Source organism: Mycobacterium sp. (assembly GCF_035314665.1).
GTDB lineage: Bacteria > Actinomycetota > Actinomycetes > Mycobacteriales > Mycobacteriaceae > Mycobacterium.
This window is the reverse complement of sequence record NZ_DATFZD010000453.1, coordinates 1-16,662: the sequence shown is the minus strand read 5'-3', so window position 1 is coordinate 16,662 and position 16,662 is coordinate 1. Positions and strand designations below refer to the sequence as shown.

The following is a 16,662-nucleotide window of genomic DNA, read 5'->3' as shown; positions in this document are numbered from 1 at the left end:
GCAGATACTCCTTTCGATTACCTTCACCGACCGTCGGCGGCGACAGTCGCGTCGACGAGCGGATTGACCAACTGCACATACGTCGGGGTGTCGCTGTCGCCCAACAGAATTGCCCGACCGGCGGGCAACCGATCGAAGCGCTGGCCGCGGACCTTTCCACCGTCTGCCGGGTTGCCGGACAACATCAACGTCGTTGCCTGCAGGTCGTTCAACCGGCGCAGCAGCGGGCTGGTCATCAGCGCGTGCGCGGCACCGGTTGCCCGTGCGGTGACGATCACCCGCAGGCCCAGATCGCTGGCCTGTGATAGCAATCCGATCAGCGGGGTCCAGGGCCGCTGCCCGACGAACGGACCGGTCATCGCCGGTGTGTCCGGAATCTGATCGACGTCGTCGATGAGCAGGTAGTGTGTGTGGCCCTGGTACGACCAGCCGGTCAGCTCGCTTGCCGACAGCCCTGCCGGTGGTTGCCGCTTTTCGATGAGCGCCGACAAGCCGAGGATCGCCGGGATCACCCGATCGATGTTGGCGGTGTATTCATTGTCGGGGAACAGCGACTCGTCGACGAGATGCAACCGGCGATCCAGCACCGTGAACGCGACGCGGTCGGCGGTGGAGTTGTCCCGGACGGTACGGATGATGTGGCGCAACAACGTGGTCTTACCGGACTTGGTGTCACCCAGCACCATCAGCAGCGGGTTCTCGGCGAAGTCGAGTTCGACTGCGGCCAAGTCTTCTTCACGCTGTCCAATGACGATCCGGTCGGTGCCCCGATACAGCGGACCCAGCGCGGCGGGCTCCAGGTTGGTCGGCAGCAACCGAACCGGTGGGGCCGTGACGCCCGGATGGCGGGCGTTGATCGCGGGGATCTGGTCCAGTTCGGGTTCCGCGAACAGGAAGTGCTCCGCGGCCATGGTCAGCCCGCGACCCGGTTGGTCGGCGGGCACCGCCTCGGCCGGACGGTGCAGCGCCCCGACCACCCGAACGTTGCTGTCCCGCACGTCGTGCAACTTCAGCTCCAGCCGCAGGCCGAGGCCGTCCCGCATCGCCAGCGGCACCTCCAGCCAGCTGGGGGTGGTGGCAACCACGTGGATACCGTAAGCCAGTCCGACGTTGACGAGTTCGGTCACCTTCGCCAGCAACGGGTTTCGGGTGTTGTACAGGTCGGTGTTGTCCCGGCTGAACGCGTAGAGATTGTCGATAAGCAGGAAGACCTGGCCCCGCCCGTCATCCGGCCCTTGCTTGTCCCGGAACACCTCCCGCTGCTGACGCGCCCGCAGCAGCTGCTCGAGCTCCCCGAAGGTGCGACGGATGCGCTCGGGCTCCAGCGCCGAGGCCACGCTACCGACATGCGCCAAGTCCTCCAACGCCCGCAGCTGACCGCCGCCGTAGTCCAGGCAGTAGAAACTCACCTCGCTGGGCGAGTGCAGGCTTGCCGCCGACAAGATAAACGTCTGCAGGGCAGTCGACTTCCCTGACTTTGCCCCACCATGGATCAGCAGGTTGCCGGACGACGACCGTGCGTCGAACACCAGCGGGTCGCGGCGCATCTCGAACGGCTTGTCGATTTCGCCCAGCGGCCAACGCCACTCACCCCGCGGCAGCGCCGCGCGGGCCAGCACCGTGCTCAGCGGGATCGGGTCGTCGAGCGGTGGCAGCCACAGCTCCGGTGCACGCGGACCATAGCGCGCCAACTGGTCGCCGATGGTGGCAACCAACTTGCGTGGCGGGCCGACCGGTTCCTGGTGACCGTTGGTGGTGATCACCGTGGTCTGGTCGGGCTCGACCCGGCCGGCGGTGAACAGCTTCGGCTCGGGAACCGAATGCACCACAAGCGTTTTCGCCACCTGAGGTGGATCGTAGATGCCGTCGACATACGTGCTGCGGAATTTGATCGGCGCGGCACCCGGAGCAGGCACCAGGAAGCCCACACCCTTGTGCTCCTTGCCGGACTCGATGTGGTAGGCGTCCTCCACGCCGATGATCGACCGTGACACGGCGGGGCTGGCCACCTTCAAGCCGATCCGGTAGGAGGTGTTCTTGTCGATGTCCTTGATCTTTCCGACATCCAGCGTCTGCGACGCGAACAGGATGTGGATGCGGAACGAGCGGCCTTTACGTGCAACGTAGTCGAACAGCTCCGCGTACTCCGGATGGTCGGCGAGCATCAAGGTGAACTCATCGGCAACCACGAACAGGGTCGGGATCGGCGCCAGATCATGTCCAGCGGCGATCGCGTTTTCGTATTCGGTCACTGAGTTGAACGCGCTGCCCTGCACGTGCCGACCGGCATCACGCAGCATAATCTCCCGACGCGCCACCTCACCGCGCAGCGTGTCGGCGAACCTGTCGGCCAACGACTTCTTCTCGGCCATGTTCGAGATCACCGCGACAACCTGCGGGAAGTTGCGGAAGATATCGGCGCCGGCTTCGCCCTTGAAGTCGGCATAGATCACGATCAGCCGGTCAGCGGAGTGAGTCGTCAACAGCGACAACAGAATCGACATCAGCGTCTGCGACTTGCCCGCACCGGTCATGCCGATCATCAAGCCGTGCGGGCCCATCCCGCCCTCGGCTTCGTCTTTGAGGTCGAAGATCAGCGGCTCGCCAGTCGCCGTGACACCGATCGGGACCCGCAGCTCGTCGTCGCGGTGTCGTGGTGCCCACATCGTCGGGACATCTAAGCGGGACGCGTCCGGGATTCCCAGCAGCGTGGTGAAAGTGGCGCCACGAGTCGCCGTCGACCGCAGGCCGCTGTGCGTCGGGTTGGAGTCCCATCGGGACAGCCGGCGCGCGAGGTGACCGGCGTCGTCGGCGCCCAGCTGGTCGACGCTGTCGATATAGCGCTGCCAGCCGCCGGTCTGCCACCGGTCGATGGCGCCGTCTGCGATGCGCAGGATCGGCCGTTCGGGGTCCGAATATTGCTCGCGATGCGGCGCTTTGGCCGATCGGTGCACGACGGTGACCCCGGCCCGACCCACCGCCAGGGGCGAGGCGTTCAGGTCGTAGTCCGGGTCGTCGACGACGATCAGCAAGTGCCGCAACGCATCAGCCGACCCGCCGGTGAATGCCGGGCGGTCGGCCAGCGCCGGCCTAAGCTGCGCGGCCAGCTCGTCGGGCTTGCTGGACAGGTAGCGGGCCGGGCCGACGCCGTCGAGTTCGCCGGGAACGTCGACGTGTGGCAACCACTTGAGCCACGCCCATTCCGGCGTTTCGAGATTCGAAGCTGCGACGGCGACGCCGAGCACCGTCGGGTCGTGCCAAGTCACCGCCTGTGCGATCCAGGCCCGCATCGCAGCCCGTACCTCGTCGTCATCTCCGAGCACGGTGATCCGCGAAACCTTGGTCAGATCGATACCAGTCGGGACGTCGCGGACGGTCCGCTGAGTGTCCAGCAGACTGCGTAATGCGCTGTGCGACACCGGCTCCAGGTCGATTTCGTTGGCGGTGTCGTTGACCCGCAATGCCGTGTCCAGCGCTGCCGTGTGCAGGCCGGCCCGCACCACCAGGAAGTCGGCATCCTGAGGGTCACGTTCCCATTGGCGCCGCGAGCCGGGTATCGCGGCCAGATCCGCCGGCTCGGGGTGCGACCATTCGGCCGCCGCACGTTGGTCGGCGGCCTGTGCCCGGACGTTGTCCCGAACCACCGACAGGTAGCGCAAGTAATCTGCCCGTTCGGCGTCGACTTCCTCGGTGCGGTTTTTGTTGTCGTTGCCGCGGTAGAACGCGGTGGCTGCCAGCAACAACACGAACGGGAAGAACAGCGTCTGCGGGGAGATCAGCCGAATCCCGGTGGCTACCAACGCGACGATCATGCCGACGATCAGCAGCACGATCACCACCGGCAGGGCCCGTCGCAACATCGACGGCGGAATCACCCGGGGCAGTTCCGGAGGCGCCTCGATGTTGATGGTGCCCTTGCGGGTGACCGGTGCTGGCAGCCGCCGGCGGGCCTCGAAGATCAGTCGGCTCATCGGTTCTCCCCCTGCGCTGCCGTACGACCGGGCCGGGAATCTGGCGCCAGGCCGTCGTGGGCGAGCAGCGCGTCGGCACGTGACAACGTCGGGCCGGGCGCGAACAACGACAGCACCGACCACGGGATCGGAGTCGGCGGCGGGTTCATGCCAAGGACCTCAACGGTTTTCGCGGGGCCGTTGGCGCCACCCTCGGTATCGATGCCGTATCGGACGCCGGTATCGGAGATCCAGAACAGCGACCCCGCGGCAGGCGAAGCCGTGTTTTGGCCGACGGTCGCGGTGAAATACCCGGCCCCGGGCGCCATCGCGACCCGGCTCGCGGTACCGCCGGTTCCCGCGCCGACCAGATCTTCGGTGTGCACCGCATCCGACACCGGAAGCGCCGAACCGGTCAGCAGGGTCAGCGAATTCGTGATCGCGCCGGCCGGCTTGCTCCAGTGCGCGCAGGTGACCGGATCGCGGGCAACGTCGACGAGGCTGATGCGCTGATCGGGAAAGCGGTTGGTATCCAGCATCCGGGACACCGGCAGCCTGGCGACTTGATCGGCGCCCAACCGCGGCGGCTGATCCAAACCGTAGGAGTTGGAGTTGCGCAGTACCGCGGCCAGCACCGGCGAGATCGCCTGCAGGCCGTCGGGCAGCACCGCGTAGTAGAGCATGCTGTTGGCTGTCGTGGCGTCCAACCCATGGGCTTCGACCACGGCGCCGATCGGTGCGGGCACCGGCAGGGCGAACCGCGGTGGGCTGCCGGCGTCCGGGATGGCCGGCGCCGACAACGGCGGCGCCTCGGGGACCGCGTTAAACAGGCCGACGGCGATGGGCCGCGGCGCAGGTATGTCGCTGCCCAGGCCCAGCGCGCCGGTAACGGCGTGGTCGGCCAGGTCGATCCGGCTACGCCGACCGTCCCACAGCAGCCAGGTGTTGGTGACGTCGCTGGCCAATACAGCGTGCCCAGGGGTCAGTGCAGCGGCCCGGGTGCCGCTGCTGTCCGGGGTTCCAGCGATCACCGTGACCCCGGCCGCCGGACCTGCTAAGGAATCGCACACTGTCCAGTCGGCGTCCTTGCTGGTGTTTTGCACCATCTGCTCGGGCGCACCCGGGATGCCGATCAGGTTGCCGCGCGGAAACTTGTCCAGCACACTGCTTTTCACCAAGGCGGGGTTCACCGGCCGACCGACGATCAGTCGGGCCGACGCCAGGTTCAGCACCGGGTGCAGCTGATCGCCGACCTTCACGTACAACGCGGCGGTGGACCGGTCGGCCAGCACCGGGTTGTTGGCCGCCGACCCATTCGGACGGATCAGCGAGAACACGAAGCAGCCAACCAGCGCGGTGATCAGCATCAGCACGCCCATCAGCACCGCACGTGTCTGGGTGCGCAACGGGTCGACCAGCATCCGGGTGTCGTGCAAGGCGACGCCAGAGGCGATCCGGCGCATCACAAATCGCCAGCCGCTCACCTGGTGGCGGGTGACAAAGCCACGGCGGTAGACCACCTTGTCGGGATTGTCGTTGACCGGGGTGCGCGAAGCGAAAGAGCGCCGCTCGTCGTCGGATTCGCGACTGGTCATGCCGGCACCTCCAGGCGAAGGCCTTCCAGCAGTTGCGGCACGGTATTGGCGACGTCGGCGGCGGTGATCGTCACGAGTTCCTCATCGGTGAATTCGCCGGTTTGCGCATGTTCGCTGTGGTCCAACCGGAATTCCCGTTCCTCTTCCGACTTTTCGACGACGTTGCGGACGAACCGGCCGTTGCCCGCGATATCCAGACCACGGCGTTCCACCCCCGCCGTATCGGGTTTCGTGGTATTGGCCAAGTGAGCGAACAATCCTTCCAGGTCGTCGAGCGCAGCCTGTTCGAAGGCGCTGTCGCGCCTTGTCGCCATGAAGTTCGCGATCTCGATCAGCTCGGCCGGTTGGTACGACGGGAAGTCGATGGTGCGAGTGAACCGCGACCGCAGACCTTGGTTGGTGTCCAGGAAGCGATCCAGGTCGGCGCGGTAGCCGGCGATGATGACAACCAGCCGGTCCCGGTCGTTCTCCATCCGGGCCAGCAGGGTGTCGATGGCCACCAGACCGAAGTCGTTTTTGGCGCCGGTGGCAACGAGGGCGTAGGCCTCGTCGAGGAACAGCACGCCATCCAATGCACTGTCGATGATCGCGTTGGTCTTCGCTTCGGTCTCCCCGATGTGCTGGCCGATCAAATCGGCGCGGTGCACCTCCTTGATGTTCTCCTTCTTCAACAGGCCGAGGCCGCAATAGATTTTCGCGACGACGCGGGCGATGGTGGTCTTGCCGGTTCCGGGCGGCCCGGTAAAGACGAGGTGGTGGGTGCGCTGCGCCACCTCGAGGCCGCGCTCCTTGCGCACCAATTCCATGGCGACCGCGCTCTTGAGCCGCGCTACCTGGTCTTTGACCTTCTCAAGGCCGATGAACTCGCCGAGCTCGCGCTCTGCCTCGTGCAGCAACACGGCCTTGCGCTCCTGGGCTCCGGGGTCGACGAAATCGCCGGGCTTGGGCTCGGTGTCGCGGTCCCACGGGTCGGTGCGCGCGTCGATGCGGTCCGCGGTGGTGTGCTCGATCCCGAAGCTGGAATCCGTCAGCGCCTCTTCGACCTGGGCGTTCTCCGGGTTGGCGGCATAAAGGTCTTGCAGCACCTCTCGAGCGGTGTCCTCGTCGCCGTCGGCGCGCAGCGCCAGCGCCTTGGCCAGCGCGCCGTCCACCGCGGCCACGGCGACCGGGCCGTCGGGTTCCTCGAGATAAGACAACGCCGCAGCAAACATGCCCAGCCGCGCCAGCGAGACCCCTAAGGCGATCTTCACGGCGTGCCCGAAGCGCTCGTCGAGACCGGGGTCGTTGACGATCGGCGACAGCAGCTTGACGACGTCCGCCCAGCGCTCAGCCCGGTAGTGGATGGTGGCCGCGACCCAGCGGGCCTCCCGCGAGCTGGGCCGACGCTGCGTGACGTCGATAGCCAGTTTGTGCGCGTCGGCGAATTCGCCCTCGCCTGCCAGCGCCGCGGCGTACGCAAGGTGGAAATCGTCGGGTTCGGTCGCGCGGAACCGTAGATACAGCCCGGTGTCGTAGTGGAACCCCAACGCGCCCGGCGCGAGCTCCACCTGGCGTTGCAATACCCCCGCGGTCGCGGCCGTGCGCGAAATCGCTTGCAGCACACGGGTAGACACGTCGCCCGAGGCGGCCAGCCCGACCCAGGCGTCGCACTGGTCGTGGGCGATACGGCTGAGCGCGGTGAAGCCGGACTGGGCGGCGGCCAAGTCTGCCGGACGCCTGCGTTCATAGATTGTCAGCCCAAGCGCCCGGCAGCAGGTCGCGAATCGGCTCATGACGTCGTCATCCACTCGGACGGTCGTCGGCCGTGTAACAACCATGCCGGTGTCAGCGGTTTCCACGCCTCTTACCCCTTCAGACATAGTGTTGCCTAAGCTAACCTCGGGCCGAAGTTAGCATTGCATAAGCTAAGTGTCGAGACCCACGGATTGGGTCGATTCGCGGCCTCGGTCGTAGCGGCGCGGGAAGCCAACCGCTGCACGTCAGTCCACATACAGTCCCCTTGCGGGGGCGTGTGAGGCGCCGGCGGGACCCTGAGGTCTCCGCCGGCGTCGCCGCGATCGCACAGTCGCTTAATGAAAATGAGTGTCATTAGCAGGTCACTGTACGGCATGCAGTACTCACCGTTTGACGGCCCTCATCAATGTGTTGCGGGCGACCATCGTTCCGGCCTCGACATCGGGTCCGGGAACCGGCCGGCCCACCTCGCGGAGGTAGTCGGCCAACGGCGTCGGCTCCGCGGTCCAGCCGTGCTCACCGAACCACTGGTCGGCCGGGGCGTGCCGCTCGTTGTAGACCAGCTGGAAGAACACGCGCCGGGCGCCCTCGGCGACCGCCGCCCGCTCTCCCTCCACCGCGGCCGCATAGTCCTCGGACGACATCGGCTCGCCGTCTTCCACGGCGACGTGACTGGCCGCGGCGGCCAGCGCTTCGATTCCGGTGAACAGCTGCTCCTCGGCGGCGGCCGGGAGATAGATCAACAGCCCCTCGGCAATCCAGGCCGACGGCTTGGCAGGATCAAACCCGCTGTCCCGCAAGGCTTGCGGCCAGTCTTCACGTAGGTCGATGGCAACCTCACGGCGCTCGGCGTTGGGTTTGGCTCCGTGTTCGGCGAGCACCTGACGTTTGAAGTCGAGAACTTGCGGTTGATCCAACTCGAAGATCGTGGTCTGGTCGGGCCATGGCAGCCGGTAGGCGCGGGAGTCCAAACCCGCCGCCAGGATGACGACCTGTCTGACGCCCGCATCCGCGGCCTGCCGGAAGTAGCTGTCGAAGTACTTGGTGCGGGCGCCCTGGAAGTTGACGAAATGGACGCCCCAATCTGGTGTTTTCAGTTGATGGTCGGGGATCTTGCCGTCCAGCACGTCGACCACCTCGCCGCCTACCGCACGGCAAAACACCTCGGCAAACGGGTCGATGACCAACGGGTCTGGCTTTTGCGCCTCCAATGCTCGGGCGGTCGCCACGAATAACGCGGTCGAACCGACACTTGTTGTGATGTCCCAGTTGTCGTTATCAGTACGCACAGCAACCGACCCTACGCGCGCGCAAGAGCACGCCTTGTCGCCCGAGGGCTTCGGTCCGTCCAGCCACGACGGCATTCAATACGACGCAGTGTCGTAGAACAAGACCCTGTCCGGGTAGGGGGTATTCGCACGGATGCGGGTCGGCTACACCAACGGGCGGCCGGCCTTGATCCGTCGGTCCAGATCCCACAGCAGCACGTTGAACGGGAAGCGCCGGACGAACCGCGGCAGCGCGTTGTTCACCGTCCGAAGCGCGGCGATCAGCCGGTCGAAGCGCCGCTGTTTGACGGCATCCCAGGAGAATTGCATCTCGTCGCGGAAGCGTTGCGGCAGAAAGCCGGTGGTGATCAGCAGTGCGAGCCGTTCCGGTAGCCGACGCAGCGGCTCCGGCAGCGTCACGGCGCGCACCCGGCCGACCGCGATCGGATACAGGTAGTCGCGAACGCTGTCGTCGATGTGAACCTTGTCCAGCTGTTCGTGCCAGTAGCGGTCGAACGCGGCGCGGTCCGGCGGCCACATCTCCGGCGGCACCTGCAACGTGGTGCCGAGCACCATGCCGTCGCGGTAGTGACGGTCGGCGTCCTGCTCGTCCAGCTCGCCGACGAACATCCGATAGAAGTCGACCCCGCCTTTGTAGAGACACGCTGCCACCCACAGCTGCAGGTCCGGGTCGAACGCGTTGTATTCGACCGGGCTGTCAGGCAGCGAGTAAACCTGCGCATGCGCGCGGTTCACCGCGCGGCGGAATGCCGCCTTCTGTTCGTCGGTGCCGGCCATGGCCACAGCGAGATAAGTGAAGGTGGTGCGGGCCCGCTTTATCGGATGCAAGTCGATCCGCCCGCTCTCGACGCGACTCTCCATGACGCCGTATCCCACGCCCGGCCGCGCCAGCTGCATGATCACGTTGGCCGGGCCGAGCAGTAGCGCCATCCCCATCAGCCCGTCCTCGAGACGGACGGCTCGCCACGTCTGCCGACGCGTCAACCGGGATCGCGGCGGGTCGCTCATCATGCGCTCGACATTGCTGATTGGCTCGCTGACCGTCATCGGACATCTACCCCGCTAAATGTGAGAACGCGTGTTTCCTGATTTTGCGGCCGGCGCGGACCGATGTCAAGATGGGATCCATGGCTTCAGCCGCGACGACGAGCGCACGGCCATACCGCGGCGTCGATGCGGCCGACCGCCTGGCAACCCGGCGGGCCAAGCTGCTGGGGGCCGGCCTCGATCTGCTGGGAGCCGACCGCGAAGACGCCGCGGAGTTGACCGTTCGCGGCATTTGTCGTCGGGCCGGTGTGGCCGCCCGCTACTTCTACGAAAGCTTCGCCGACAAGGACGAATTCGTCGCGGCGGTCTTCGACTGGGTGATTGCCGACCTGGCCGCCACCACGCAGGCCGCGGTGACGGCTGCGCCGCCGCAGGAGCAGACCCGCGCCGGCATGGCCAACGTCGTCCGCACGATCGGCGGCGATCCCCGGGTGGGCCGTCTGCTGTTCAGCGCGCCGCTGGCCAACGCGGTGCTGGTGCGCAAGCGTGTCGAATCCAGCGCGCTGTTCGCGATGCTCTCCGGCCGGCACGTCGAGACCGCGCTGCGGGTGCCGGAGAACGACCGGATCAAGGCCGCGTCGCATTTCGTGGTCGGCGGAGTGGCGCAGACGATCAGCGCCTGGCTGGCCGGTGACGTGCGGCTCGATCCCGATCAGCTGATCGACCAGCTCGCGTCACTCCTCGACGAGCTCGCCGACCCCAGCCTGTACCGCGATTGATCCGGCGCGGTTCGCTACTGGGCGGCCGGGATGCGGCGGTCGGCCGCCGTCCGCGGCACGGCTGGCGTATCAGTCGTCGTGAATTCTTTTGTCCAGCAAGCAAACTCAAGCGTGACTCCGTCGGGGTCCTGGAAATAGAAGGACCGCACATAGACACCGGGATGCAGCGTAGCCGAGACCTGTCTCTCGCTCTCGTCGTGGTTGAGCACCGGGCCGACCCGCACTCCCTTGGCCTTGAGGCGCTGGCGATAGTCGTCGAACTTGTCGGCCGGGACATGGAAAGCCAAGTGGTTCATCGTGCTGACCGCGCTGGTGATCTCGCCGATGCCGGGGATGGCCGCCGGCGACGAGAGCCTCGGTACCCGGTCGGGCGCATCAGCGAACCAGAAGAACGCGACGCAATCGCCGTTGCCCGCGTCGAAGAAAAAATGCTGTCCGGCGCCCCCTGGCAGGTCGAGCGACTTGATCAACGGCATGCCCAGGATGTTGCTGTAGAAGTCCACCGTACGGGCCATGTCCGAGCACACCAGCGCGACGTGGTTGATCCCGCCGAGCTCGAACTCGGAGTTGGCGTTGTGCGGTTTGATCATCTCCCGGCCCCCTCCGTCGGCATTGCGCATCGCTCGTTACGTGGCGGAGATCCGGCTCTGAACCTAACATCAGATTCAATTCTCAAGAAGAGGGAACGCATTCGTGTCCACCGTGTCCGAGCAGTCGACCCGGCGTGCCCACAAGGAGGTCCGCTGAGGTGACTCGCACCGCCGGCACGCCCGGGGTCATCCGCGAATTCGTCGGGCTGCCGTCGCCGACCGGTCGGCGCGCCGGTGCGGGCGGACACCCGTGCCAGGGGCTGTATCACCGCGGCGTCGGACGCAAGCCGAAGGTCGCGATGATCGCCACTCACTACCAAATCGACTTCTCCGAGCACTATCTCGCCGATTACATGGCTACCCGCGGCATCGGTTTCCTGGGCTGGAACACCCGGTTCCGTGGTTTTGAGACTGCCTTTCTGCTCGACCATGCGCTGGTCGATATCGGGGTCGGTATTCGCTGGCTGCGCGAAACGCAGGCGGTCGAAACCATTGTTTTGCTGGGTAATTCGGGCGGCGGTTCGTTGATGGCCGCCTACCAGGCGCAGGCGGTCGAACCCAACGTGATTTCGCTTCCGGGAATGCGACCCGCGGCTGGGCTGACCGACCTGCTGCCTGCCGACGGCTATGTTGCCAGCGCGGCCCATCCCGGCCGTCCCGACGTGCTGACCAATTGGATGGACGGCGCCGTCGTCGACGAGAACGACCCGGTTGCCAGTGACCCCGACCTCGACCTGTTCAGCGATCGCAACGGGCCACCATACTCGTCGGAGTTCCTGACCCGATACCGGTCAGCGCAGGTGGCGCGCAACAACGCGATCACCGACTGGGCCGAGAAAGAGCTGAAACGTGTTCGGGCAGCTGGATTTTCGGATCGTCCGTTCACGGTGATGCGCACGTGGGCCGATCCTCGGATGGTCGATCCGAGCATCGAGCCGACTAAACGCCAGCCGAATTTCTGCTACGCGGGTGGCCCGGCCAAAGCCAACCGTTCCGCGCACGGGATCGCCGCCGCCTGCACGCTGCGGAACTGGTTGGCGATGTGGAGTCTGCGGACCGCACCGACCAGGGCCGAGCCGCATCTGGCGCGTATCACCTGCCCCGCCCTGGTGATCAACGCCGAGGCCGACACCGGTGTGTTCCCTTCCGATGCCCAACGCATCCACGACGCGCTGGCCAGCGACGACAAAGCGCTGTGCGCCATCAACACCGACCACTACTTCACCACGCCGGGGGCGCGCAGCGAACAGGCTGACACCATCGCCAAATGGATTGCCAAGCGGTGGCGCTAAGGGTCCTCGCCCATTTCGTTCCCGGTCCCAAGGTGCTGGAATTTCTTGCGCCGGAAGCCGATTGGCTTGATATTCGGTGGTGCGCCGATGATGACTCGCCGGATTCGCAAACCGTGTTCTACCGGGAGTTGCCAGACGCCGACGTGATTTGGCATGTGCTCCGGCCGCTTTCCGGCGCCGACCTTTGGCAAGCAACCCGGCTGCGGCTGATCCACAAGTTCGGCGCCGGGGTCAACACCATCGACGTCGGCACCGCCACGAAGCGCGGCATCGCCGTCGCGAATATGCCCGGCGCGAACGCGCCGTCGGTGGCCGAAGGCACTGTGCTGCTGATGTTGGCCACGCTGCGGCGACTGCCCGCGCTGGACCGCGCTACCCGCGAGGGCCGCGGCTGGCCATCCGACCCGCAGCTCGGGGAAACCGTGCGAGACGTCGGCGCCTGCACCGTCGGGCTGGTGGGCCACGGCAATATCGCCAAACAGGTCGCAGGCATCGTCGCCGCGATGGGCGCCACGGTGCTGCATACCAGCACCCGCGACGACGGGTTGCCGGGCTGGCGGCCACTGCCCGAGCTGCTGGCCGCCAGCGACATCGTCTCGCTGCACCTGCCGCTGACGGATGACACCCATGGTCTGCTGGACGCCGCGGCGCTGGCCCACATGAAACCCGGTGCGGTGCTGATCAACACGTCACGCGGGGCGGTTGTCGACGAAGCCGCCCTGGTCGACGCGCTGCGCGGCGGTCGGTTGGCGGCCGCCGGCCTGGACGTGTTCGACGTCGAGCCGGTGCCGCCGGACAACCCGTTGCTCGGCTTGGACAACGTCGTGCTCACGCCGCACGTGACCTGGTACACCGTCGACACCATGCGGCGCTATCTGGTCGAGGCCGTCGCCAACTGCCGCCGGCTGCGGGACGGCAAGCAGCTAGCCCATGTCGTCAACCAACCGACCGGTTATTAGATTGGGGGCGAACACCCTACGGAAGGCGACCAATGCCGATCGCGATAACTCCTGAGCATCAAGACCTGGCCGATTCGGTGCGGTCACTGGTGGCGCGGGTGGCGCCGTCGGAGGTCTTGCACGCCGCACTGGAAGCACCGATCGACAACCCACCGCCGTACTGGCAGGCCGCGGCCGAACAAGGCCTGCAGGGTGTGCATTTGGCCGAATCGGTTGGCGGGCAGGGTTTCGGCATCCTCGAACTTGCCGTGGTGCTCGCCGAGTTCGGCTATGGCGCGGTACCCGGTCCGTTCGTGCCGTCAGCGATCGCCAGTGCGCTGATCGCGGCGCACGATCCGGACGCCAAGGTGCTCGCGGACCTGGCCTCGGGAGCGGCGATCGCGGCCTACGCGCTGGATTCCGGGCTGACCGCCACGCCGCACGGCTCCGATGACACAGGATTGGTGATCCGTGGTGAGGTCCGGGCCGTACCCGGCGCCGGCGAGGCGTCGGTGCTGGTGTTGCCGGTGGCGATCGACAGCGGCGAAGAGTGGGTGGTGCTGCGCGCGGATCAACTCGAAATCGAGCCCGTCCGCAGCGTCGACCCGCTGCGGCCCATCGCGCATGTGCGCGCCAACGCCGTCGAGGTCGGTGACGACGCGCTGTTGAGCAATCTCAGCGTTGTCGCCGCGCATGCGCTGATCTCCACACTGCTGTCGGCCGAGGCCGTCGGCGTCGCGCGGTGGGCCACCGACACCGCGGCGCAATACGCGAAGATCCGTGAGCAGTTCGGCAGGCCGATCGGTCAGTTCCAGGCCGTCAAGCACAAGTGCGCCGAGATTATCGCCGACACCGAGCGGGCCACCGCAGCGGTGTGGGATGCGGCCCGCGCCGTCGACGAGGCCCGCCAAAACAATTGGGAGACTGAAGGTTCAGCGGTCGAGTTCGCCGCGGCGGTGGCGGCGACGTTGGCGCCGGCGGCCGCGCAGCGCTGCACTCAAGATTGCATCCAGGTGCACGGCGGTATCGGGTACACCTGGGAGCACGACACGAACGTCTACTACCGTCGCGCGTTGATCCTGGCCGCCGGCTTCGGCCGCAAGACCGAGTACCCGCAGCGGGTGGTCGATACCGCGACCAGCACGGGGATGCGCGAGCTCAACATCGACCTGGACCCCGACACCGAGAAACTGCGGTCGGACATTCGTGGCGAGGTCGCCGCGCTCAAGGCGATGCCTCGCGACGAGCGCACGACCGCCATCGCCGAGGGCGGCTGGGTACTGCCGTATCTGCCCAAGCCCTGGGGGCGGGCGGCCAACCCCGTGGAGCAGATCATCATCGCCCAGGAGTTCACCACCGGGCGGGTCAGGCGGCCACCGGTCGGCATCGCGGCGTGGATCATCCCGTCGATCGTCGCCTTCGGCACCGACGAGCAGAAGCAGCGTTTCCTGCCGCCGACGTTCCGCGGCGAGATGATCTGGTGCCAGCTGTTCTCCGAGCCGGGTGCCGGATCCGACCTGGCCGGGCTGAGCACCAAGGCGACCAAGGTCGACGGCGGCTGGCGGATCAGTGGACAGAAGATCTGGACCACCGCGGCCCAGTTCTCGCAGTGGGGTGCGCTGCTCGCCAGGACCGACCCGAGCGCGCCAAAACATAACGGCATCAGCTACTTCCTGCTGGACATGAGCAGCGAGGGCGTCGACGTGAAGCCGCTGCGCGAGCTCACCGGCGGCGCGATGTTCAACACCGTGTTCATCGACGACGTGTTCGTACCCGACGAGTTGGTGCTGGGCGAGGTCAACCGCGGCTGGGAGGTCAGCCGCAACACGCTGACCGCCGAACGGGTGTCGATCGGCAGCAGCGAAGCGCCGTTTCTGGCCAACCTCGACCAATTCGTTGAGTTCATTCGCGACGGGCAGTTCGACCAGATCGCCCAAAACCGCGCCGGCGAGCTGATCGCCGAGGGCCACGCGGCCAAGGTGCTCAACATGCGCTCGACGCTTTTGACGTTGGCCGGCGGCGACGCGATGCCATCGGCGGCGATCTCCAAGCTGTTGTCGATGCGCACCGGGCAGGGCTATGCGGAGTTCGGGGTGTCCTCGTTCGGTACCGACGCCGCGATCGGCGACCCCGACACGCTGCCGGGTAAGTGGGACGAATACCTGCTGGCCAGCCGCGCCACCACCATCTACGGCGGCACCTCGGAGGTACAGCTCAACATCATCGCCGAGCGTCTGCTGGGGTTGCCGCGCGACCCGTAGCGCCAGACAGTCCTGCATACAGAAATCCACGCCGACCTGGCCACTGTTAGGTCGGCGTGGATTTGCTTGGTTGGCTTGGGGAGCCGACTAGCCTCGTCTGTCGACCGGCGAGGCTAGCCGGTGCTCCCCCTCGGAATGGGCTGCGTCACCACCACCATCCGGGCCACCAGGGCCGATAGCCCAGGCCAGGGGGGCCCCAACCACCATTGCCCCAACCAGGGTGGCCGCCCCAGCCGCCGCGGCCTCCCCAGCCGCCGCCGCGGCCGCCCCAGCCGCCGCCATGACCGCCCCAACCGCCACCGTGACCCCCCCAGCCGCCACCGCCGCCATGACCGCCGCCGCCGCCGGGCCTAAGCGGGAAGCCAGGGGCACCATGGGGGCCGGACATCTCGAAGCTGGTGCCGGGACCGGGCGGAGCGGCCTGCGCCATGGGGGTGGCACCGAACAGCATTGCGCCGGCCACCGCGGTTGCGCCCACTGCGCCGGCTGCGGCGCGACGGGCCGAAGACAGTGAGATCGACATCTTGGTTGCTCCTTGTGTCATCTTGGGGGGATTGACACCGACAACGTTAAATCTCAATCCTTAGCAAATGCTAAATTGGCGCACTAATAATGCTGAGAATGTTTCGAATGTCGTTGACCAGCTATTACTTGCCTAGGGGCTATATCGCTGATTTTCGCTAATTCATACGTTACTGCAGTCATGACCTCCTGATATCCGGCGATACTGGTTTCAGTAACTACGGATGTGCCAATAAGCCAGTTAAACCGGCATATACTGGTTTACTGATCTCCGTATCTCCGTGCTTCCTTACTTGCGGACAAATGTCAGTAAAATGCGCACAATGGTTTATTTCTATCTTTGGATTGCCCGCGCGATAGCGAACAATTTGAATGGCGATTTATAGCGCTCTATGATTTAAGTCTGTCTGCAAGCAGCAATGATCGGTAATCGTACGGATATAAATTGCTGCGGTCGTCCCTACAGCCCGAGCCGCCCCGGACGAGCCGGGCCGCCATCCTGACCACGGCATATGCGCCGCGGACACGCCGTACGCTCGGGCAGCGCTGCGTGACTCCGCTTTGTCGGACATACTTAAGTCCTGATCTACTGAAAACTCACGCCGACAGAAGGTCGCCCAGTCGCATGGAACCCAGCGGACCATCGTTTCGAGCCACGCCACCCAGGCGCGCGGACGCGGCGGCGCCCACCGAACGCCTCACCAACATCCGGCAGGCCAACGTCC

At 66.2% G+C, this 16,662-nt stretch carries 11 protein-coding genes; 4 read left to right on the top strand and 7 right to left on the bottom strand.

The window, feature by feature from the left end:
• Positions 1-23: 23 nt before the first annotated feature.
• From eccCa to VKI00_RS33060, 5 genes are all read right to left on the bottom strand, one after another.
• A complete protein-coding gene (gene eccCa / locus VKI00_RS33080) occupies positions 24-3,971 on the bottom strand; it encodes a type VII secretion protein EccCa (RefSeq protein WP_324447515.1) in 3,948 nt (1,315 codons plus the stop codon).
• A complete protein-coding gene (eccB, locus tag VKI00_RS33075) occupies positions 3,968-5,545 on the bottom strand; it encodes a type VII secretion protein EccB (protein ID WP_324447514.1) in 1,578 nt (525 codons plus the stop codon). The genes eccCa and eccB overlap by 4 nt, the downstream gene beginning before the upstream one ends.
• Positions 5,542-7,362 carry a type VII secretion AAA-ATPase EccA gene (eccA, locus tag VKI00_RS33070; protein ID WP_324447547.1) on the bottom strand — a complete coding sequence of 607 codons (1,821 nt, stop codon included), beginning with the start codon at positions 7,360-7,362 and terminating at the stop codon, positions 5,542-5,544. The genes eccB and eccA overlap by 4 nt, the downstream gene beginning before the upstream one ends.
• 300 nt (positions 7,363-7,662) lie before the next feature.
• Positions 7,663-8,568: a class I SAM-dependent methyltransferase gene (locus VKI00_RS33065; RefSeq protein ID WP_324447513.1), complete on the bottom strand. Its 906-nt coding sequence runs from the start codon at positions 8,566-8,568 to the stop codon at positions 7,663-7,665.
• A 144-nt stretch (positions 8,569-8,712) separates the two neighbouring features.
• The gene (locus VKI00_RS33060; RefSeq protein WP_324447512.1) at positions 8,713-9,615 is read right to left on the bottom strand and encodes an oxygenase MpaB family protein; all 903 of its coding nucleotides are present in this window, start codon (positions 9,613-9,615) and stop codon (positions 8,713-8,715) included.
• An 80-nt stretch (positions 9,616-9,695) separates the two neighbouring features.
• On the opposite strand from VKI00_RS33060, the gene VKI00_RS33055 reads away from it, so the two are divergent.
• The gene (locus VKI00_RS33055) at positions 9,696-10,334 is read left to right on the top strand and encodes a TetR/AcrR family transcriptional regulator (protein ID WP_324447511.1); all 639 of its coding nucleotides are present in this window, start codon (positions 9,696-9,698) and stop codon (positions 10,332-10,334) included.
• A 14-nt stretch (positions 10,335-10,348) separates the two neighbouring features.
• Here VKI00_RS33055 and VKI00_RS33050 read toward each other — a convergent pair whose 3' ends face one another.
• The gene (locus tag VKI00_RS33050; RefSeq protein ID WP_324447510.1) at positions 10,349-10,924 is read right to left on the bottom strand and encodes a VOC family protein; all 576 of its coding nucleotides are present in this window, start codon (positions 10,922-10,924) and stop codon (positions 10,349-10,351) included.
• A 158-nt stretch (positions 10,925-11,082) separates the two neighbouring features.
• Between VKI00_RS33050 and VKI00_RS33045 the strand changes: the two genes are divergently transcribed.
• Genes VKI00_RS33045 through VKI00_RS33035 form a run of 3 tightly spaced genes read left to right on the top strand, consistent with a single transcriptional unit; the run spans position 11,083 to position 15,415 of the window.
• Positions 11,083-12,216, top strand: coding sequence for an alpha/beta hydrolase (locus VKI00_RS33045; RefSeq protein ID WP_324447509.1), 1,134 nt, complete (start codon positions 11,083-11,085; stop codon positions 12,214-12,216).
• Positions 12,192-13,175, top strand: coding sequence for a 2-hydroxyacid dehydrogenase (locus VKI00_RS33040; protein ID WP_324447508.1), 984 nt, complete (start codon positions 12,192-12,194; stop codon positions 13,173-13,175). The genes VKI00_RS33045 and VKI00_RS33040 overlap by 25 nt, the downstream gene beginning before the upstream one ends.
• 32 nt (positions 13,176-13,207) lie before the next feature.
• Entirely contained in the window at positions 13,208-15,415 is a 2,208-nt protein-coding gene (locus VKI00_RS33035; RefSeq protein ID WP_324447507.1) for an acyl-CoA dehydrogenase, read from the top strand.
• A gap of 145 nt (positions 15,416-15,560) precedes the next feature.
• Here VKI00_RS33035 and VKI00_RS33030 read toward each other — a convergent pair whose 3' ends face one another.
• Positions 15,561-15,938 (bottom strand): hypothetical protein, encoded by a 378-nt coding sequence (locus VKI00_RS33030; RefSeq protein ID WP_324447506.1) that lies wholly within the window; start codon positions 15,936-15,938, stop codon positions 15,561-15,563.
• Between the last annotated feature and the right edge of the window lie 724 nt (positions 15,939-16,662).